Source organism: Hyalangium versicolor, from assembly GCF_020103695.1.
Taxonomy (GTDB): domain Bacteria; phylum Myxococcota; class Myxococcia; order Myxococcales; family Myxococcaceae; genus Hyalangium; species Hyalangium versicolor.
Genome location: NZ_JAHXBF010000011.1, coordinates 267,625 through 287,493, shown reverse-complemented (window position 1 = coordinate 287,493; position 19,869 = coordinate 267,625). Strand labels below are relative to the sequence as shown.

13 protein-coding genes are annotated in these 19,869 nt (G+C 68.2%); 7 read left to right on the top strand and 6 right to left on the bottom strand.

Annotated features, from left to right (window positions below; translation table 11 throughout):
• Positions 1–8: 8 nt before the first annotated feature.
• Together KY501_RS23950 and KY501_RS23945 are read left to right on the top strand one after the other, a co-directional pair.
• The gene (locus KY501_RS23950; RefSeq protein ID WP_224365571.1) at positions 9–464 is read left to right on the top strand and encodes a hypothetical protein; all 456 of its coding nucleotides are present in this window, start codon (positions 9–11) and stop codon (positions 462–464) included.
• A 177-nt stretch (positions 465–641) separates the two neighbouring features.
• Complete coding sequence (locus tag KY501_RS23945; protein WP_224365570.1) at positions 642–1,916, top strand: RNA polymerase sigma factor; 1,275 nt, start codon at positions 642–644, stop codon at positions 1,914–1,916.
• A 125-nt stretch (positions 1,917–2,041) separates the two neighbouring features.
• Here KY501_RS23945 and KY501_RS23940 read toward each other — a convergent pair whose 3' ends face one another.
• Together KY501_RS23940 and KY501_RS23935 are read right to left on the bottom strand one after the other, a co-directional pair.
• Positions 2,042–2,386, bottom strand: a complete 345-nt coding sequence (locus KY501_RS23940; RefSeq protein WP_224365569.1) for an antibiotic biosynthesis monooxygenase family protein — start codon at positions 2,384–2,386, stop codon at positions 2,042–2,044.
• A complete protein-coding gene (locus KY501_RS23935) occupies positions 2,383–3,525 on the bottom strand; it encodes a cytochrome P450 (protein WP_224365568.1) in 1,143 nt (380 codons plus the stop codon). The genes KY501_RS23940 and KY501_RS23935 overlap by 4 nt, the downstream gene beginning before the upstream one ends.
• 75 nt (positions 3,526–3,600) lie before the next feature.
• Between KY501_RS23935 and KY501_RS23930 the strand changes: the two genes are divergently transcribed.
• From KY501_RS23930 to KY501_RS23915, 4 genes are all read left to right on the top strand, one after another.
• The gene (locus KY501_RS23930; protein WP_224365567.1) at positions 3,601–4,272 is read left to right on the top strand and encodes an ArsR/SmtB family transcription factor; all 672 of its coding nucleotides are present in this window, start codon (positions 3,601–3,603) and stop codon (positions 4,270–4,272) included.
• A gap of 84 nt (positions 4,273–4,356) precedes the next feature.
• Positions 4,357–5,223, top strand: a complete 867-nt coding sequence (locus KY501_RS23925; protein WP_224365566.1) for an MBL fold metallo-hydrolase — start codon at positions 4,357–4,359, stop codon at positions 5,221–5,223.
• Between the two features lie 60 nt (positions 5,224–5,283).
• A complete protein-coding gene (locus KY501_RS23920; protein WP_224365565.1) occupies positions 5,284–6,360 on the top strand; it encodes an MBL fold metallo-hydrolase in 1,077 nt (358 codons plus the stop codon).
• Between the two features lie 118 nt (positions 6,361–6,478).
• The gene (locus tag KY501_RS23915) at positions 6,479–7,807 is read left to right on the top strand and encodes an NAD(P)/FAD-dependent oxidoreductase (protein WP_224365564.1); all 1,329 of its coding nucleotides are present in this window, start codon (positions 6,479–6,481) and stop codon (positions 7,805–7,807) included.
• A gap of 33 nt (positions 7,808–7,840) precedes the next feature.
• Here KY501_RS23915 and KY501_RS23910 read toward each other — a convergent pair whose 3' ends face one another.
• Together KY501_RS23910 and KY501_RS23905 are read right to left on the bottom strand one after the other, a co-directional pair.
• Entirely contained in the window at positions 7,841–10,390 is a 2,550-nt protein-coding gene (locus KY501_RS23910; protein ID WP_224365563.1) for a DUF5916 domain-containing protein, read from the bottom strand.
• 140 nt (positions 10,391–10,530) lie between these two features.
• On the bottom strand, positions 10,531–11,004 hold the full coding sequence (locus KY501_RS23905; RefSeq protein WP_224365562.1) for a putative toxin-antitoxin system toxin component, PIN family: 474 nt from the start codon (positions 11,002–11,004) through the stop codon (positions 10,531–10,533).
• 86 nt (positions 11,005–11,090) lie between these two features.
• On the opposite strand from KY501_RS23905, the gene ggt reads away from it, so the two are divergent.
• The gene (ggt, locus tag KY501_RS23900; protein ID WP_224365561.1) at positions 11,091–12,965 is read left to right on the top strand and encodes a gamma-glutamyltransferase; all 1,875 of its coding nucleotides are present in this window, start codon (positions 11,091–11,093) and stop codon (positions 12,963–12,965) included.
• A gap of 27 nt (positions 12,966–12,992) precedes the next feature.
• Here ggt and KY501_RS23895 read toward each other — a convergent pair whose 3' ends face one another.
• Complete coding sequence (locus tag KY501_RS23895; RefSeq protein ID WP_224365560.1) at positions 12,993–13,373, bottom strand: hypothetical protein; 381 nt, start codon at positions 13,371–13,373, stop codon at positions 12,993–12,995.
• A gap of 209 nt (positions 13,374–13,582) precedes the next feature.
• Positions 13,583–19,546 (bottom strand): S8 family serine peptidase, encoded by a 5,964-nt coding sequence (locus tag KY501_RS23890; RefSeq protein WP_224365559.1) that lies wholly within the window; start codon positions 19,544–19,546, stop codon positions 13,583–13,585.
• Between the last annotated feature and the right edge of the window lie 323 nt (positions 19,547–19,869).

Here is a 19,869-nt window from a genome sequence, read left to right as displayed (position 1 = left end):
GTTCATTGATGAAGCCCCTTGTGAAGAATCTGGCTGCCGTTCTCTGCCTCGCCGGTACGGGCCCTTTGCTTGTGGCCGACTCGGCAAACAAGTGTCCCTTCCCGGCGCAAGACGTGACCTTCTCCGTCTCAGGCACCTGCGGGCCGGAAGGAACCCTGCGTGCCTGGACGCGCAAGGACAGCTGCAACATCGAGCTGGAGGGCGCGCAGGAACTGGGCCTGGGCATGTACGCGTCCCTGGAGGTGCCTCCCTATGACTTGAAGGAGGGAGGCTGGAGGACGTGGGAGTCCCGGACGTTGGCCGTGAACCCCGACGGGCAGGGCTTACGCAACGTGAGCGCGTCGCACGACTGCACGACCGCGTTGGAGGATGGCTTGCTGATCGTGCGCTGCGAAGACGTGTCGAACGAGCCCAACGTGAATGGGGCGCTGGCCAGCTGTGAGGCTTTGCTCACGCCCCAGTAGGCCTCGATTCCTGCTCGCTCCCAAAAAGAACCGGAGCTGCCCACGCGAGAGCAGCTCCGGGCCGTCATCGTCGCCCGAGTTGTACGCGTGCGGTGAGTTCGTGACAGCCGTTGGCTCGCGATCATCCGCCGCGTTCGTGTCTTGCACCTCTCACGGAAGGTGCGTAAGTCGGGCGCCGTGACGGCTTCAGACGCACATCGCAGCATCCTCGCGGTTTGGCGGATCGAATCCGCCCGGCTCATTGCCGGGCTGGCGCGGATGGTGCGCGACGTGGGCCTCGCCGAGGAACTGGCGCAGGACGCCCTGGTCGCCGCACTCGAGCAGTGGCCGGCATCGGGCGTGCCCAACAACCCCGGCGCGTGGCTCATGGCCGCCGCGAAGCGTCGCGCCATCGACGAGTTTCGCCGGAACAAGCGCGTCGAGCGCAAGCACGAGGAGCTCGGTCACGAGTTCGAGGCGCGCAAGGGGCTGGCTCCTCCGGATCTCGATGCCGCGATCGATGATGACGTGGGCGATGATCTGCTGCGCCTGGTGTTCACGGCATGTCACCCCATCTTGTCGACCGAGGCGCGCGTGGCGCTCACGCTTCGGTTGCTCGGAGGGTTGAGCACCGAGGAGATCGCGCGCGCGTTCCTCGTTCCGGAGCCGACCGTCGCCCAGCGCATCGTCCGAGCCAAGCGGACGCTGGCCGAGGCACACGTTCCCTTCGAGGTTCCTCGTGGAGAGGAGCGTGTCGCGCGCCTGGCTTCGGTGCTCCAGGTCATCTACCTCATCTTCAATGAGGGCTACTCAGCGACCGCCGGGGAGGACTGGATGCGGCCGGAGCTCTGCGCGGATGCGCTCCGTCTGGGCCGCATCCTGGCGGAGCTCGTTCCCCAGGATCCCGAGGTTCACGGGCTCGTCGCGCTCATGGAGCTCCAGGCCTCGCGCTCCAGGGCGCGGATCGGTCCGTCGGGTGAGCCCATCCTGTTGCCAGATCAGAACCGGGCGCGGTGGGACCATGTCCTCATCCGCCGTGGGCTCGTGGCGCTCGAGCGCGCTGAGAAGCTGGGCGGTGCGCGGGGCCCGTATGCATTGCAGGCCGCCATTGCCGCCTGCCACGCGCGAGCGCGGACCGCGGCCGAGACGGATTGGGTGCGTATCTCGGAGCTCTATGAAGAGCTCGCCCAGGTCACTCCCTCCCCCGTCGTGGAGCTGAATCGCGCCGTCGCGCTCTCGATGGCATACGGCCCCTCGGCGGGCCTTGCGCTCGTGGAGCAGTTGACCTCCGAGGGCGCTCTCGAGCACTACCACTTGTTGCCGGGCGTGCGTGGTGACTTCCTCTTCAAGCTTGGACGCTTCGATGAGGCCCGCGTGGAGTTCGAGCGCGCTGCCTCGCTCACGCGCAACGCACGCGAACGGACCCTGTTGCTCGAACGCGCCGCGGCGTGTGCTCGCTCCGACGCGGAGTGAAGGGTAGGAGGACTAGCTCCCCTGGGGTTCAGCCTTGTTTGTGCGGCTCCTGTATCAACCTCGACACGCGCTTCAACCCGGCGGACATGCGCTCGTCGTACACCTACCAGGACCCGAACGCTGAGTCAGCGGTGGAGGGCTCTGCTGTCGGCAGGCGCCTCGTCCCGCTCGTTCATTCCGTAGCTCCGGACCACCTGCGCGACGCGGAGGCGGTAGTCCTGGAACACCTCCGCGCGTCCCGCAGCTTGCGCCTTCCGGTGGGCTTCCATCCGCCGCCACTCGGCGACCGCGGCCTCGTCCCTCCAGTAGGAGAGGGAGAGCACCTTCCCCGGCTCGCTCAGGCTCTCGAAGCGCTCGATGGAGATGAAGCCATCGATGCGGGCGAGCAGGGGACGCAGTGACGCGGCGATGTCCAGGTACTCCTGACGGCGTCCTTCTCGCGGCGACACTTCGAAGATCACGGCAATCATGGCACTCCTCCCAGGACACGAGCGTTCATCGAAGGGCGGTACGTGATTCCCTTCGTTAGAGGCATCAGGTCGACGCCGGTTTCCAGCACTCGTTCGACCGCGGCGGAGGCCAGCGTGACGGCAAGTGCTTCCCCCGGACATGCGTGTGCGCCCACTCCGAAGGTGAACAGGCACCGATCGGGGCGCGTGGCGATGAATTCTTCCGGTGATGGGTTCACCTGAGGGTCCCGGTTGGCGGCCGCGAGCAGGACAAGGATTGTCTCCCCTCGCTCGACGACCTGATCCGCGATCATTCCGGTCTCCGCGACGAACCTTCGCGTGTTCTGCACGGGCGCGTCGTGCCTCGCGGCCTCTCGGACGATGTCTTCGAGCTGAGTGTCCCCGGATACTGCTTGTGCGCACAGCCCTGGTGAGCGGGCCAGCGCCAGCAGCGTACAGCCGATCAGTCCCGCCGTGGCCTCGTAGGTCTGGGTGAGCAGACCGACCGCGTTCGGTGTGAGCAACTCGGCGGGACAGTCGAGACGGCGGGCTTCCTCCGTGAATGCTTCGAGTAGCCTGGTACGGTGGGCGGCTCCCCGTGCGGCGTCGAGCTGCTCCATGAGCCGTGCGGCCCCGGCGCTGCCCGCCTGCGTCAGCGCTGGGGCGGTGACCGAGCGTACGTAGGCGTCTACCCACTCTCTCGTGTTCTCCAACTCGATGGAAGGAACTCCGAGAAGGCTGGCGACGACGAAGATGGGCATCGCCAGCGCGCGATCGGGTAGCTGAGAGAGTTCAGGTTCGGCGAACAGCGTCCGTGCCCACCTGCGGCTCTCCTCGCGAAAGGAAGGGATTTCACGCAGCAGTGTGGTGCCCAGCGCTCGCTTCACGTCGCTGTGGTGAGGGCTGTCGTTCATTCGCACGAGGCTGCCGAAGAGGCCTCCCGATGCGGCGTGGCGCAGGTGGGCAGGGACGGGCTCCGAGGCGGGCCTCACACGGCAGAGTCTGCTGGAGAGAACTTCGCGAACCGTCCGGGCGTCCGCCGCGATCCACATGTCGAGCCCAGGAACTCGTTGCAGGGCTCGATGGGAGGCGAGCTCCGCGTAGTAGGGATAGGGGTCCGGGTGGGTCACGGCGGCAAGTGGGTCGGTGGGCTGGGACATGGCGTGCGCTCTCCTGGGCAGTGTCGCCGTTCAGGCTCAGGCCGTGTTAAGGAACGGTTCGTCCTGGAGCGAACGATGATTGATCCACCCGAGCTCAGCGCTGTCGCCGAAGCCGTGGGCGATGCCACCCGCATCCGGATGCTGGCGCTCCTCATGGAAGGGCGCCTGCTCGTGGCCAAGGAGCTGGCGTTCGGAACCGGTATCAGCCCCTCCACCGCTACGGAGCACCTCCGGCGTTTGGAGAAAGGTCGGCTCCTCGCATCTTCTCGCCAGGGAAGGAACAAGCTGTTCCGGCTCGCCTCTCCCGCGGTGGCGAGGATGGTCGAGTCCTTGATGGCCGTGGCGGCGAAGCCTTCCAGTGCTTCTCATGTGCCGGTCCCACTCCGCGAGGCACGCTACTGCTACGATCACCTCGCCGGACGCCTCGGGATGGGCATCACGGACGCGCTCGTCCAGAGCGGGCGGCTCACGCTCCGGCGAGACCGATTCGCGGTCACCGCTGAAGGTGAGGCCTGGTTCCAGGACTTCGGCATCGAGCTCGCCCCGCTGCGGGAACTCCGGCGTCACCTCGCGCACCGCTGCCTGGATTGGAGCGAGCGGCGAGATCACCTCGCGGGTGCGCTCGGAGCGGCTCTGGCGGCGCGCATCCTCGAACTCGGGTGGATCGTGCGCGAGCGGGACTCGCGCGTCGTCCATGTCACTCCCGCGGGGCAGCGCGGGCTTCGCCGCCACCTGGGTGCCACTTGAGCCTCCCGTGAACTCGAAGGAGGCTCCTCTCCGGGCGCGGTTCGAGCCAACTGGTATGCTGGTCATACCTGCTGGGAGTTGACGATGAAGATCACCTATCTGGGCACTGCTACGCTCCTCCTCGAGATCGCTGGGTTGCGGCTGTTGACTGATCCGGTGTTCGATCCCGCGGGCACCCACTACAACTTCGGCCCCTGGTACGCGCCGCGCTCCTGGTTCGCCTCGGAGAAGGAGTACCGGTCTCCGGTGGGCAGGGGCGATGTCGGGGCGCTCGATGCCGTCCTCCTGAGCCATGACCACCACGCGGACAATCTGGACCATGAGGGACGCGCGCTCCTGGCGGAGAGCACCGTCTCCCGGGTCATCACCACGAAGGCGGGCGCGGCGCGGCTCTCGGCGGCGGCGCCCTCGGGCAGACCCAGCAAGCCGGGCGAGGGGCTTGGGATTGGTGCGAAGACCGTAGGCCTCGCCTCGGGAGAGTCCACGCGCCTGACGAGCGGCTCCGAGGCACTCCGGCTCACCGCTACACCGGCTCGCCACGGTCCGGCCGGAACCCCTCAGGTCCATGAAGTCATGGGACTGCTCCTGGAGCCCGAGTCGGCCTCGGCTCCTCGCGTGTGGATCTCCGGAGACACCGTCCTCTTCCCAGCGCTGCGCCAGTTCCTGTCCGACCAGCGCGCGAGCGGCCGGCCGGTGGACGTGGCCATCATCCACTGCGGCGGCGTTCGTTTCCCTCGGGTTCCGCTCCTCGGCCGCGCGCCCTTCACCTTCAACGCCCAGCAGGTGGTCGAGGTGTGCCGCCTCCTCGAACCCCGGCTCGTCATCCCCGTGCACCGCAGCGGCTGGGCCCACTTCCTCGAGCCCGAGGAGACGCTCCGCGCGAAGCTCTCCGAGGCAGGCCTCTCCGAACGCTGCCGCTTCCTTGCACTGGGAGAGAGCACCTCTTTGTGAGGATATGTGGGGCATTCCGTTCGTTGCGCAGGCGGCCGGCACCTGCGTTAGTAACCTGCCATGTCTTCCTCCCGCCGCGATGGACACCTTGCAGGACTGCGACTCGAACGGGCGCTCGCCTCCCGGCAGTACGCGGACGGCCGCTTCCGCAACACGGCACCCGTGGGCCCTGGGCTCCAGGGCAACCCGCTGCCGCTGCTCGGGGAGTACTTCTTTGGTGGTGCCCAGCGCACACCGCCCGGAGTGCTGCCGCTGGAGAGTCCCCTGGACACGTGGGCCCGTCCTCCGGGCAGTGGCTTCCGGGTGACGTGGCTCGGGCACAGCACGATGCTCCTGGAGCTGGATGGGGCGCGCGTGCTGACCGATCCCGTCTTTGGCGAGCGGGCTTCGCCCATGAGCTTCGCCGGGCCGAAGCGGTTCCACCCCACGCCGGTGTCTCTCAGCGCCCTGCCGAAACTCGATGCCGTGCTCGTGTCGCACGACCACTATGATCACCTGTGCCGCCCCACCATCCAGGCGCTGGCGAAGATGCGTGTGCCGTTCGTCACCGCGTTGGGCGTGGGGGCTCGCCTGGAGGCGTTTGGCGTGGAGCCGCAGCTCATCACCGAGCTCGACTGGTGGGAACAGACCACCGTGGGGCCGTTGGGCTTCACCGCGGCGCCCTCGCAGCACTTCTCCGGCCGGGGCTTCGGAGATCGCAACACCACGCTCTGGGCCTCGTGGGTGCTGACCACGGACAAGCGCCGCGTCTTCTTCAGTGGCGACACCGGGCTGACGACGGAGTTCGAGGAGATCGGTCGCCGGCACGGACCGTTCGATCTGGTGATGCTCGAGGTGGGCGCGTTCCATCCGAGCTGGGGTGGCATCCACCTGGGACCCGAGAACGCGCTCAAGGCGCACGCGATGCTCGGCGGTGGCACGCTGATGCCCGTGCACTGGGGCACCTTCAACCTGGCCCTCCATGCCTGGGATGAGCCCGCGGAGACGCTGCTGCGGCTGGCGGAGGAGCAGCGGGTGCGGCTGTTCACTCCACGCCTGGGCTCCGCACTGGAGCCCGCCCATGTCGAGCAGACGACGCCCTGGTGGCGTGAGGTGGGTTCGGCGGCATTGGCGATGCGGCCGGCGACAGGCGGGTAGGGAGCTGACGCTCGGCTTCCCGCTCCCTCGCAAGACTTGCCACCAGTCGTCCAGGCGAGCCCCTACGGGCACGCCCGCTCTGGGCCGCTTCCCGCAGCGGACGACCTACCTTTCGCTCATGAAACGCATGATTGAGCAGGGACCGCGCGTGGTGATCGTCGGGGCAGGCTTCGGCGGGCTGCTGGCCGCACGTGCCCTGAGGCGCGCTCCGGTTCAGGTCACGGTGGTGGATCGCTACAACCACCACCTCTTCCAGCCGTTGCTCTACCAGGTGGCTACGTCCGTGCTGAGCCCCGGAGACATCACGGCTCCCATCCGCCGTGTGCTGCGCAGCCCCAACACCCGCGTGCTCCTGACCGAGGCCCACTCCGTGGACACGCAGCGCAAGGTGCTCGTGTGTGACGCGGGCGAACTGCCGTATGACGTGCTCGTGCTGGCCACCGGGGCCACGCACTCCTACTTCGGGCATCCCGAGTGGGCCGAGCACGCTCCGGGCCTGAAGACGGTTGATGACGCGCTGGAGATCCGCCGTCGCGTGCTGCTGGCCTTCGAGGCCGCCGAGCGCGAGCCGGATCCGGTGCGCCAGCAGGAGTGGCTCACCTTCGTCGTCATTGGCGGTGGCGCCACCGGGGTGGAGCTGGCGGGAGCCCTCGCGGACCTGACCCACATCACCCTGCGCAAGGAGTTCCGCCGCATCGATCCCACCAGCGCCCGCATCCTGCTCATCGAAGGGCTGCCGCGCGTGCTCACAGCCTTCCCGGAGCAGCTGTCGGAGAGGGCCCGGCGCGATCTCCAGAAGCGCGGCGTGGAGGTGTGGACGGGCGCGATGGTCACCGGCGTGGATGCCCAGGGCGTGCAAGTGGGGGACAAGCGGATCCAGGCTCACACCATGCTCTGGGGCGCAGGCGTGGCGGCCTCGCCGCTCATGCGCTCGCTGGGGATGCCGCTCGACAAGGCGGGTCGGCTGAAGGTGGAGCCAACGCTCACGGCGCCGGGCCGAGAGGACATCTACGTCATCGGCGACGTGGCCTCGCTCCAGCAGGATGGGCACCCGGTGCCTGGGGTGGCTCCGGCGGCCATGCAGATGGGCAAGCACGTGGCGCGCAACATCCGCCGCCAGGTGAAGGGCCAGCCGCTGCTGCCCTTCCGCTACAAAGACAAGGGGTCGTTCGCGGTCATCGGACGCGGCGCGGCCGTGGGGGTGACGCTGCGCCAGAAGCTCAAGCTGACCGGATGGTCGGCCTATCTGGGGTGGGCCGGCATCCACGTCTTCTTCCTCATCGGCTTCCGCAACCGCGTGTCGGTGATGCTCGAGTGGCTCTACTACTTCCTCACGAAGCGCCGCGAGGTGCGGCTCATTACTGGCGGTGTGCACCACGAGCTGCCCGCGATCGCGCCCCTGCCGTCCGAGGCCACGCGCGCTCAGCAAGAGGCTCCCGCGCACTGAGAGGCTTGGTGCCCACCGGGCGATGAAGGCTGCTCAGGCGGACCAGTACCAGGTCCACTTGAGCAGCACGGCGTCCGTACTGGGCCCCGAGAAGAGCCGCTTCGGTAGCACGGTGGCCGGGGGCACCTCTCCGTCAGGGGTGGGCAGCTCCTGCTGGGAGCGCGTGTAGACGAGGAAGAGCGTGGAGCCCAGGCGGTACTCCCAGCGCAGCACTACGTTGAGGTTGAGCGCCGAGTCGTAGAAGTTGTCTGCCTGGCCCTCGGTGGGGGTCAGTGCGGAGAAACGGATGGGGCTGCGCTTCGCGTCCGAGACCCCCTCATAGAGCTGGCCGTAGACACCGTACGCGGTGAACAGCTGGCCGTAGACCTGGAGCGTGAGGCGCGGTTGGATCACCCACTGCTGGCGCAGCGTGATCGAGAGGTAGTGGGAGTCCAGGTTCCCCAGCAGGAAGCGGTTGTCGCCCAGGCTGTCCGCGAAGCGCGGCCCGTAGCGGCTGGTGTCCCTGCTCACCTGCAGACGCGTCTCCAGCGTCGGATGGGGCCGCAGCGCGAGCGTCAGATCGAAAGCCCAGATGGCGGTGCTCGACGCAGGGCCCCGCTCGTGGAAGTCCGCCGCGACCAGGCCGCTGAGGGACACAGGCCGGCTCCCATTCGTCTCCGTATAGAGGAGCACGTAGCCGTTGCGCTCCGCCTCGAGCGGGATGCCCGTGCTGTCCAGCTCGCGGATCTCGTAGCCGCCGAAGTTCACGGCGCCCTCGAACATCAGGTAGTCGAAGCTGGGCAGCATCACGCCCACGTTGGCCAGCAGCTTGTTCCCGCGATGGACGCCGCGCCCGTCCGTGGTCCAACTCGAGCTGCCCGACAGCATGCCCGACAGGCTCTTCAATGGCCCCAGGTCGTTCTGGCGCTCGTACCTCAGCACCATGCGCGGCGTGTTCTCGTTCTGTGTGCGCTGGAAGCCGATGGCGTTCAACTCCAGCGTGGGCGTGGAGAAGTCGTACTCCAGGCTCCCGCGAAGCCCCTCTCCTCCGAACTTCCCCGCGCGCAGGTAGCCGCCGTAGCCGGTGTCCCAGCGGTGCAGCACCGTGCCGTCCACCAGCGTCCGCTCGGGCGGCCCGCCCACGCTGCGGCTGGCGTCCACCTGTCCCAGCACGCCGTACTCGCCGCTGGAGGTCATCAGATCGAAGTCCGCCGCGGCTCCCAGGCCGCCTCGGGCCAGGCACTCCGCGGGCTGCTCCTCCTCGTCCAGCGCGGCCTCCTCGGCGGTGCAGCCTCCCACCAGTGGTGTGGCGGCCACCAGGCTCACGCCCATACGCGAGTTGTCCGCCAGCGAGCCGCGCGCCACGGCGGCCAGGAAGTTGGTGGCCGGCTGGGGCGTGCCCGGCAGCGAGCTGTTGGGCCCCAGGTGCAGCGGACGGGTGGGGTGCAGCCGCCACCGCCGGTCCGGGTCCTCCTCGTTCTGTTCCTGCCAGGGGCCGGTGACGAGCGCGTCCAGCACCCCTACTTCCACGCCCTTGGCCGCCGTGCCCGTCAGCTTCGCCGCGCCGAGGATGGGCGTGTCCAGGCCGATGCGCCGCGAGTAGAAGAGTGTCTGCGGCACCTTGCCCAGCTCGAGCCCCACCGGTTGGAAGAGCTCCAGCCCCTGCGTGAAGAAGGGCCGCTTCTCTGGGAAGAGGATCTCGTAGGTGGACAGGTTGAGGATGAGCTGGTCGGCCTCCACCTGTCCGAAGTCCGGGTTGAGCGTGGCGTTGAGCGCCAGATCGCTGCTCAGCGCCGCCTTCAGATCCAACCCCACATCCACCAGGGGATCGATCAGCCGGGGGTGAGGCCGCGACTCGTCCGAGAACTGCGGGCGGCGGATGCCACGCGTGGCGATGTATGGCACCAGCTCCAGGGCCTTCTGGGGCTTCACCTCCATGCCCGTGAGGTGCCCCAGCCGCGAAATGGTCGCGTTGGTGGTGCGCGGGTTGTCCACCGAGTCCACCTCCTCGCTGAGCCGGGCGATCTTCCGGCGCACCGAGAAGCCCCATGTCTGCACGTCCGCCGCGGGGAAGCGCAGCAGCATGAGGGGAATGGCGAACTCGGCCACCCAGCCGTCCGCCACCGGGCCCACGGCTCCATCCCATACCCCGTCCCAGTCCGCGGTGGAGGTGTTGTCCTCCGTGTAGAGTCCATCTCCCTGAATGCCGCCCGCACTCAGCCAGAAGTAGTAGCCGGTGCGGTGATCGTGCGTGGGATCGAGGATCAACGTCACCGTGTCCGTGGTGAGCGCGCTGTCTCGCCGCCCCAGACGCCTGTCGATCAGCGCCGGTCGCGAGTCATGTGCGACGATGCCGAAATAGACGTAGTTGGAGTCGTAGAGGACGCGCAGCTCGGTCCTCTCACTGGGCACCGCTCCTGCCTGCGGGAAGCGCTGCACGAAGGAGTCGAATACCGGGGCCGACGCCCAGTCCGTCTCATCCAGCTTGCCGTCGATGTGGATGGAAGCTCGAGCTGGTGCCGAGCGGATGAACTGGTGCCGGCCAGGACCCTCGACCGCCGCGTGGGTGCTCCCGGCGCATAGCAGGAGCGCCAGGGCGAGCATGTGTCGCAGCAGTTGGGATCCGGCCCGGCCCAAATCAGCCCCTCTCGCAGCGCGTCACCCGTGAATACCGTGGATCCGGGGCGACACCAAGCTCCGAGGGCACCCCTGTCGGGAGAGACCAGAGCCACCTGGTATGCGGGTCATACCAGGCGCCTCGCGAGTTCCAGACCCTGCGCGGCCTGCTTCGGAGTGAGGATCTCGAAAGGCAGGCCGTGGCGGTCCGCGAGAGAGAGGACCCGCTTGTCCTTGCTCACGAGCCAGGCGGCACCGGCACGGGCGGTGAGGACCAGGAACATCTGATCGTCGCGGTCCCGGCATCGGGGCAGCTCCGGGAGCGGTGTGGAGGATTCGGTGGATGCCAGCCGCACCATGCGCCGGTAGCGCTCAAGCACCTCGCGCCGGGCAGGCACGTCCAGTTTGAACGAGGGCAGGGGCAGCACCCGCTCCAATTCCAGCAGGGTCTGCTCATCGGCCCAGGCCACCAGGGCGCCCTCGGCCAGTGCTGCCGCAAGGGGCCGTGTGATGGGATCATCGAACACCAGCACGTCCAGGACCACGTTGGTGTCGAGGACCACGGGGAGCGGCAGGGAACGCGGAGGAGAGGGTCTGGACATGTCCGGTACTCCAGCATGCCGCATCTGCCCCCTTCCTGGGATGGGAGCGGTTAGGGTACGCACCCGGTCATCTCCCCGGGAGCCTCATGCGCAGACTCTTCATCGCGGTTTGTACCGGATCGCTGCTCGCCTTCGCCTGTGCCCATGACAAGGCGGCTTCCTCCCCGGCCTCCTCCTCGCCCGTACCCACGCCACCCCTCACGCCCCAGGCCACCGGGCAAGGTGGCGCGGCGTCCACCGTGGACGTGCGTGCCACGGCGGCCGCCATCGAGATCCTCAAGGGCGGTGGCAACGCGGTGGACGCGGCCGTCGCCGCGGCGGGAGTGCTGGGCGTGACGGACCCGTATTCGTGCGGCATCGGGGGCGGGGGCTTCATGCTCATCTACCTCGCCGATGAGAAGCGCGTGGTCGCGATCGATCACCGCGAGACGGCTCCCCGCGCCATGAGCCGCGAGTTCTTCTACGAGGGAGGCGCTCCCATCCCCATGATGGAGGTGCTCACGAGCGGGCTCTCCGCGGGAGTGCCCGGCATGGTGCGAGGCTGGGAAGTGGCCCTGCAGCGCTACGGCACGCGCGGCCTGTCCGAGGTGCTCCAGCCTGGCATCCGCGTGGCGGAACGGGGCTTCGAGGTGGATCAGTTCTTCGTCGATCAGACCACTCGCAACGTCGATCGCTTCAAGCTGTTCTCCAGCACCGCCCGCGTCTATCTCCCAGGCGGGAAGCCGACCCCCGTGGGCGGCATCTTCACCAACCCGGACATGGCGAAGACGTACCGCCTGGTGGCCGAGGGTGGCAGCCGCGCCTTCTATCAGGGCGAGATCGCCCGAGCCATCGTCGACACCCTGACGAACCCGCCCATGGCACCGGATGCCTCGCGCAAGGTGCGGCTGGGGGTGATGCAGCTTGCGGATCTCGAGGACTATGAGGCACGCGTCCGCGAGCCTGTGAAGACCACCTATCGTGGTTACACGGTGTACGGAGTGGGGGCTCCCACCAGCGGCGGGCTGGCGGTGAGCCTGGCCCTCAACCTGCTCGAGGGCTACGAGCCGGCGTCCATGAGCCGCGTTGACTTCCTCCACCGCTACCTGGAGTCCTCGCGCCTGGCCTTCGCGGACCGCACGGCCTACGTGGGCGATCCGGAGTACGTGGACGTGCCCGTGGACGGGCTGCTCTCCAAGGCCTACGCCATCGAGCGGCGCAAGGCCATCGATCCCGCGAGGGCCGCTCCGCGCGAGGTACCTGCGGGCAACCCCTTCGCCTTCCAGGTGGATCCGAGCCCCGCGCCGAGGATGGCTGCCACGGTCCCTGCCGTGATGGGCTCGGCGGCGCTGGCCGCGGCGGAGCTGGACACGCCGGATCGGGAGACCACGCACATCGTCACCTCGGACAAGGCGGGCAACGTCGTCTCGTACACGTGCACCATCGAGTTCGAGGGCGGAGATGGCATCGTCGTCCCGGGCTACGGCTTCCTGCTCAACAACGAGCTGACGGACTTCGACGTGCCCAAGAGCCCCACGGCCCCGCACGCCAACATCCCCGAGCCCGGCAAGCGCCCCCGCAGCAGCATCAGCCCGACGCTCGTGTTCAAGGATGGCGCGCCAGTGCTCGCGCTGGGCAGCCCTGGTGGTAGCACCATCATCACCACCGTGCTGCAGACGCTGGTGAACCACCTGGACTTCGGCATGCCGCTGCTGGAGGCGGTGGCGGCGCCGCGCGTCTCGCAGCGCAACTCGGCGGATGGCGCCAGCCAGGCGGAGCCTGAGTTCCTCGCCTCCCCCGAGGCCGCGGCGCTCAAGGAGAAGGGCCACGTCTTCGGGAACGCGGGCCCCGTCGCGGGCATGAACGCCATTGGTGCCGTCACTGCCATCCGCTTCAACCCGGACGGCACCGTCACCGTCGTCGCCGAGCCCAAGCGCCGCGGCGGAGGCAGCGCCATGGTCGTCGAGGGAGCGGCGAAGTAGCCCTCCCTCACGCGGGTCCGCTGGCACTCAGCGGGAGATGCACATCCCGTCCACCAGCCGGACCCGCGGCTTCCGGGTCAGCCCGCAGTTGGAGGGGATGCGCGCCTCCTCCAGCCAGGCCCGCTCGGCCTTGTCGAGCTCCGCGAGCTTGCCCTCCAGGGCCTTCACATTCGTCGTCTTCGAGCAGTAGGCGATGTACTCGCGAGGGCCTCCACAGGCCTTCACGCCAAACCCCACCTGCTGGCACTCCTCCACCTGCGCGCACCCGCTCGGGTTCGCCAGCGTCCGAGCCTCGCTCGCCACCTGCTCCGCCTGCTTCTTCAATTGCTCGGCGCGCTCCGTCTTCGGGCCCGCCGACAGCACCAGTGCCGTGCTCCACATGGCCAGCTTGCCTGCCAGCAACGTCATGACATGCCTCCTTGCCCCAAGCCCGGGCGGGGATGGGAGCCCTCTCACCAGAGCCCCCCTCTCTCCTTAAAACAAATGCGCCGGCGCGAGAGGTCCGCGCCGGCGCATTCATGTCAACTGCTGGATTCGGAGGCGAACGGGCGGAACGTGCTTCTCCGCCCGCTCAACCCCGGGGCGCCCGCTTCAGGCACCCCGGAGCCGCGCTGCTCTCAGGCCGCCTTGCGGCGACGGCCGAGCGCGTAGCGCGCCAGGACGAGCAGGCCCAGGTAGATGCTGGCGTCGGTGCCGGACGTCGCACCGCAGCCGCAGCCACTGTCGATCTCCGTGGACACGATGACCGGAGCCGAGGTCACCGAGTTGCCAGCGCCGTCGGTGATGACGGCGGTGATGACGTGCGTGCCACCCTGGGCGCTGTCGCTGTCCCAGCTGCCCGTCACCTTGTTCTCCGCGCCGCTGGCGATCTCGGCGCCGTCCACGAGGATGGTCAGCTTGGCCAGCGTGGTGCCGGCGGCAACCGCGCCCTCGGCCGTGATGCTGACCTTGCCAGTCACCGCCTTGCCGCCCGCCGGATCCGTGATGGACACGGTGGGCTGCGCGAACGCAGTCACGTTGGTCTGCGACGTGCTGGTCAGCGTGGCCGTCGTCTTGTCCTTGAAGGAGAGCGTCTTCAGACCGTGGGTCTTGAACGTCACCTTGAAGTTGCTCAGCACGCCCTCCACGAAGGTGGCCGTGGGCGAGAAGGATGCCGAGGCATCCGAGCTCGTCACGTCGGCCGGGCCCGCGTAGGAGGCCGCGGTGTTGCCGTAGGCGTCGTGGGCGGTGGCGGAGACGGAGATCTCCTCACCGGCCGTCACGCTCGCGGGCAGCGCCACGGTGAAGCTGGCCGCCGCACCCGGCGTCACGGCGAACGCCGCGCTCGTCGTACCCGTGAAGCCCGAAGCGTTGGCCACCAGCGTGTAGCCACCACCGGCCTTGTGCGCCGAGAGGTTGGTGAACTTCGCCACGCCGCTGACGGCGGCCACCGTGGTGGTGCCGAACAGCTGGCCACCCTCGGGAGCCTCGCCCAGGCTCAGCGTCACGGGCGCGGTGGCGTCCGTGATCACGTTGCCGTCCGCATCCTGCAGCTCCACCTCGATCGTCAGCGCCTCGCCCGCGGCAACCTTGTCCGCCGCAGGCTTGAAGGCCAGCTTGTTCACGTCGCTGCTCGCGCCGCCGGTGATGTCGAAGGCGACGCTGGTCTCGGTGAACAGGCCCTTCGCCGCCACCACGAGGGTGTAGCTCTGGCCCGCCTTGTTGATCTTCAGGTCGCTGAAGGTGGCTACGCCGCTCACCGGGTTGACGCTGGTGTTGCCCTGCAGCTTGGCGCCCGTCCGGTTGTTGCCGAGCGAGGCCGTGACCGGGTCGGTGGCCTGCGTCGCGACGTTCTCGAACCGATCCAGCACGGTGGCCTTCACGGCAGGAGCGATCGCGGTGTTGGCCGTCGCGCTGCTCGGCTGCGTGGTGATGATGACGCGGTACGGATCGGCCGGGGTGATGTTGAACGCATCGCTCGTCGCCGTATCGAGCCCATCCGCGTTGGCCACCAGCGTGTAGCCGGTGCCCACCTTGTTCAGGCTCAGGTCGCTGAAGGTGGCCACGCCGTTGACGGCCGTCACCGTGGTGGTGCCCTCCAGCCGGCTGTTGCCCGGGTTGGAGTCCGTGCCGAGGGTGACGTCGACCGCCGCGTCCGTGGTGTTGTCGAACTGATCCAGGATGATGACCTGCACCGCCGGAGTGATCGCATCGCCCGCCTTGGTGGTGGACGGCTGGACCAGGAAGCCCATCTTCGCCGGGTCATCCGGGGTGATGTCGAACGCCTGGCTCGTGGCGCCCGTGAGGCCGTCGGCGCTGAACACCAGCGTGTAGCCGGTGCCCACCTTGTCCAGGGACAGGTTGGCGAACGAGGCGACGCCGTTGACGGCGGACACCGTGGTGGTGCCAGCCAGCGTGCCGCCGCCCGCGTTGTTGCCCAGCGCCACGGTGATGGCGTTGGTGCCCGTGGAGACAGGGTTGCCGAACTGATCCTTCATGCCCACCGTGACGGCCGGCGAGATGGCGTGACCCGCCTTCTCATCGGACGGCTGGGTGACGATGCTCAGCTCGACCGGAGCACCCGCGGTGATGTTGGTGCTGCCGCTGCCGGTGATGCCGGGGTTCGTCGAGTCGCTGGCGGTGATCGTCTGCTTGCCCAGCGTGCGGAACGAGACGGGCACGCCGGTCGCCACGCCGCCGGTGAAGGGCGTCGCGGACGGCAGCTGCGCCTGCGGATCCGAGCTGGTGAACGTGGCGCTACCGGTGTAGCTGGCGGCCACCTGACCCAGGGCGTCGTACGCGGTGATGTCGAAGGTCGCCGCGTCGCCCGCGCCCACCGTGGCCGGCAGGTTGGTGATGCGGTACGAGGCCGCGGGGCCCGGAGGAGGCGTGTTCGTGGTGCACGTGTCGTACGCGTTCGCAGTGATGCGCACGTCATCCAGGTAGAGGCCTTCGTAGGTGTAGATGCTGTCGCTGTAGAACTTGAAGCCGAACCAGGCCTTCTTGCCCGCCAGCGCCGACAGGTTCACCGTCACGGCCTTCAGCGAGCCGTTGGTGCCCAGGTTCGTGTTCGTCCAGATGCGGATCGACGTGTTGCTGCTCAGCGTGTTGTCGTAGCCACCCGCGGAGATATACGGCGCCGTCGTGCTGACGGCGTCGGGCACCTGCGTCCACGGACCGTTGGCGGCCGTGGTGCTGTACACCAGGTAGGCACCGTCGTAGCGGTTCTCCAGGTTGTACCAGAGGTTGAACGTCAGCGTCGGGTTGAGCGTGCTGGCCGGGAACGTGAAGCCGTTGATGCCCGCCGTGGTGCCGTCACCGCCCAGCGACAGGGTGGCCTGCGTGCTGATCGGGTAGACGCCGCCGCACGTGGCGTTGGCCGCGCCGAACCGGTAGGACTTCGTGGCCGACTGGTAGTGGCAGTTCGTGGTGAGGTTGATCGTGCCCGAGGTGCCGCTCTGGGTCGTCGGGATCCAGTACGAGGCCGCGTTCGCCGGACGGTTGCTGTCCAGGTCGTCGAAGTAGTTGACGCCCGCGGTCATCGCGCCCGTGGGGGCCGCGGACTTCTCGACCTTGTTGGACTCCTCGTTGGTGGCGTCGCTCGTTTCCGTGGCGCGCACCACGTAGTAGTACTTCGTGCCGTTGGTCAGGTTCAGGTCGTCATTGAACGTGGTGCCGGAGATGCCCGTGGCGATCTTGTTGGCCAGCGACGGGGTGAAGCCCGCCGTGGTGTCACGGTACACCGAGTAGGTCAGCGTACCGCCGCAGACCGCGGTGCCGTCGGCCCAGGTGAGCGTGTTGGAGCAGGTGGACGCCGTGCCATTGGCCGCGGAGGTGAGACCCGCGAAGGTGGGCGTCAGCTTGCACACGCCGGTGGCCGTGGCCGACACCTCGACGGAGTTGGCCGACTCGGCGCAGTCCACGCCGCGCACCACGTAGTAGTAGGTGATGCCGCGGGACACGTCCTGGTCCACGTACTCGGTCACACCCTCCACCGTCTTCAGGCGGGTGTACGGACCGCCCGCGGTGGTGGAGCGGTAGATGGCGTACTTGGCGGAGCCGTTGTCGGACCACTGGATCTGGACGTGGTTGTCACCCAGGTCCGTGGCGCTCACGCCGGTGGGCGTCTCACCCAGCTCGTTGCAGGTGTTGTAGGCCACCAGGGCGAAGTCCTGGTCCAGCGCGGAGGCATTGCCCGGCACGCCGTCCGAGGTGATGTTCGTCGCGGTCACCGTGACGGTGAAGTTGCCCGTGGTGCCGGCCGGCAGGAACACGCTCTCCGCGTTGTTCTTGTCGTCCGCCGTGCCACCCGTGACGGAGTTGCCGGCCGTGAAGACGTTGCCCTTGTAGGTGTTGCTGCCGACCGTGACGGTCAGGTCCAGGTTGTTGTTCCACGCGCCGCCGGTGGTGGAACCCGGCGCGTCCGTCCACGCCAGGGTGACGCGGAAGGGCTTGGTGGAGTCGGCGATCACGCCCTCGAAGGTGCGCGTCTGGCCGGTGGCGGTGAAGAGGTTGGACGGGTTCTGGTCATCCAGCGTGCGCGGGGTGCCGTCGAACGCCACGCCCAGGTCCAGGAGACCCATACCCTGGCTGTTGGACCAGAGGTTGTCGTTGGCGCCCGTGCCCGTCATGTAGTGGGCCGTGCTCATCAGGTACGCCTTGGTCATCGCCGCGCTCGGCGGCGTGATGCCCTGGTTGATGAAGTACTGGCGCACCAGGGCCGCGGCACCGGCGACAGCCGGCGTCGAGTGGCTGGTACCGGAGGAGGCCGTGTACCACTGCTGGTTCGAGGGGAAGAAGTCGCTGCCCGCGCCGGCGCACACGCCCGAGGCGTCGAAGCACGAGATGGCCTTGCCCAGCGGGTTGGCCGGGGGGTTGGCCTTCTGGCTGGCATCCTGGCCCACGCCACCGGACACGTGCGTGCCGGGGGCGACGATCTCCGGCTTCTTGCGGCCGTCCGAGGACGGGCCGCGGCTGGAGAAGGTGGCCATGTCGTTGCCGCTGTTGGCCTCCGCGTCCGTGGTGCCGCACGCATCCGCGCCGCCAAAGGCCTGCACGTTCTCGGAAGCGCCCACGGTGATGATGTTCTTCGCGGTGCCCGGAGGCGCCACGGTGTTGGCCGTCGGACCGTCGTTACCGGCCGCGAACACGATCACCATCTCCTGGTTGCCGGGCACGTTGGGCTCGGCGAAGCCGGAGTTCTGCGCGTCACGCACCAGGCGGTCGTACTGCTGGCAGTCGACGTTGTAGGTGTTGCCGCTGGTGTAGCCCCAGCTGTTGCTGCTGATGCGCATGCCGTCGCGGTACGCACGGGACTGCAGGTCCTCGTACACCGCGTCGGTCCAGTCCGGCCCGAAGATGACCGAGCCGCCCAGCTTCACGAAGGGCGCCACGCCCAGGCCGTAGGAGTAGCCCTCCGCGTCCTGGAAGGGCGCGCCCGTCAGGTTGGTGTAGCCGCCGATGATGTGCGCGTTCAGGTTGCCGTGGCCATCGCAGGCCACCGTCGAGCCACCGGCCGAGCCCTCGATGCGGTTGTACACGATGCGGCTGGGGTTGCTGATGTTGCCGCCCGTGTAGAAGCCGAAGTGGTTGGGCGACGTGGTGCCGTTGTCCATGCCGCTGTCGGACACGTCCACGCCGAAGCCGGACGCGGTGAACTGCGCCTGGGTGAAGCCCTTCTCCGCCAGCCACGCCAGCCAGCCCGGACCCGTCGGGACGTTCCCGTTCAGGTGGCCGGAGATGATCATGTTCTGCCGCTCGTCATACTTGCGCGGCTCGGAACGCGGCTGGATGGAGAGCACGTCCGGACGGGCGGCGATCTCGTAGAGATCCTGCACCGTCAGGTACGCCACCACGTTCACGTAGCCGAAGCCCTCGCGGATCGTCCCACCGCGCGACTGCCGGCCGCGGATGAGCTCCAGCGTGGCGTTGTTGGCCTCGTCATCCTTGACGAGCTGGATCGAGAAGGCCGGCGTCCGGTTCGTCTGGATGGACGGATCCAGCTTGTAGTCGTTGAGGTAGTCGCCGCTCCACTGGAGCGTCGGCACGGCGGTGGCGTGGCGCTGCAGCTTGTTGAGCGCCGTCGCATCGCCCTGGACGATGTACGCGTTGTTGGGGACGTAGGCGATGATCTTGACGCCGGTGGCCTCGAGATCCTTGACCCACTGTTCCTTGATGGGGCCGGCGAACTGCACCAGCTTCAGGGCCTTGCCGGTGGCCGGCAGGCTCATCCCGCGCAGCGACTGGCCGTGCGCGGACGCGGTGTCGAGCGTCCCCGCGTTGAGCAGGATGTCGTTGAGGTTGTCGCGCGTCTCGGCGCCCTGGGGGAGGGCCGCCAGCGTCTTGTCGTCGACCTCGACCAGCTTGAACGAGCCGTAGTCAGCGACGAGCTGCGGGGTGATGCCCTTCTCCTCGAGCTGCTTCGCCTGCTCCGCGCTCAGCTGCACCTTGTGCGTCTGCTGCGCACGAACCGTTACGGTCTGCTGCTCCGAATTGCCGGAACCTTCGCAGCCCAGCAGCGACAACATTCCGACCAGCCCGAGCGCTCGCGCGCCCTTGGTGCCCAGCCCGAATCTGGGCAGCCGGCGTACTGATTCTGTCATTGTTTTTTGCCCCAACATGCGAGCGCTGCGGTAGGCGGACCCACACGCGCTCGATGCGGATCCGTTGAAGTAGAGGGCTCGCGACTGGCGAGCACTCACCTCGGGGGGAGCCGAGCAGCTAACACGACAGCCCAGAAAATTTCAAATCGCCAACAAAACTTTGGGCTCACCAGAAAAACAGGAAAACCAGATTCTTGACTTCGAGCCGCTTTCGAAGCAGGCGGATTTTCGTCCGAAGGCCGAAGGGTGCGGCAAATTGTCGCACCCTTCCCGAAAGGGTATTCAGGAATCGGCGCCGCTGAGCAGCCGGGCGGCCGGGGCGC

Excerpts from the sequence above, each read along its gene's own strand:
- KY501_RS23950 (WP_224365571.1), top strand. The coding sequence starts at position 9 with ATGAAGCCCCTTGTGAAGAATCTGGCTGCCGTTCTCTGCCTCGCCGGT.
- KY501_RS23890 (WP_224365559.1), bottom strand. The coding sequence starts at position 19,546 with ATGACAGAATCAGTACGCCGGCTGCCCAGATTCGGGCTGGGCACCAAG.
- KY501_RS23925 (WP_224365566.1), top strand. The coding sequence starts at position 4,357 with ATGAAGATCACCTATCTGGGCACTGCTACGCTCCTCCTCGAGATCGCT.
- KY501_RS23935 (WP_224365568.1), bottom strand. The coding sequence starts at position 3,525 with ATGTCCCAGCCCACCGACCCACTTGCCGCCGTGACCCACCCGGACCCC.
- KY501_RS23920 (WP_224365565.1), top strand. The coding sequence starts at position 5,284 with ATGTCTTCCTCCCGCCGCGATGGACACCTTGCAGGACTGCGACTCGAA.
- KY501_RS23910 (WP_224365563.1), bottom strand. The coding sequence starts at position 10,390 with ATGCTCGCCCTGGCGCTCCTGCTATGCGCCGGGAGCACCCACGCGGCG.
- KY501_RS23915 (WP_224365564.1), top strand. The coding sequence starts at position 6,479 with ATGAAACGCATGATTGAGCAGGGACCGCGCGTGGTGATCGTCGGGGCA.
- KY501_RS23895 (WP_224365560.1), bottom strand. The coding sequence starts at position 13,373 with ATGACGTTGCTGGCAGGCAAGCTGGCCATGTGGAGCACGGCACTGGTG.
- KY501_RS23905 (WP_224365562.1), bottom strand. The coding sequence starts at position 11,004 with ATGTCCAGACCCTCTCCTCCGCGTTCCCTGCCGCTCCCCGTGGTCCTC.
- KY501_RS23940 (WP_224365569.1), bottom strand. The coding sequence starts at position 2,386 with ATGATTGCCGTGATCTTCGAAGTGTCGCCGCGAGAAGGACGCCGTCAG.
- KY501_RS23930 (WP_224365567.1), top strand. The coding sequence starts at position 3,601 with ATGATTGATCCACCCGAGCTCAGCGCTGTCGCCGAAGCCGTGGGCGAT.
- ggt (WP_224365561.1), top strand. The coding sequence starts at position 11,091 with ATGCGCAGACTCTTCATCGCGGTTTGTACCGGATCGCTGCTCGCCTTC.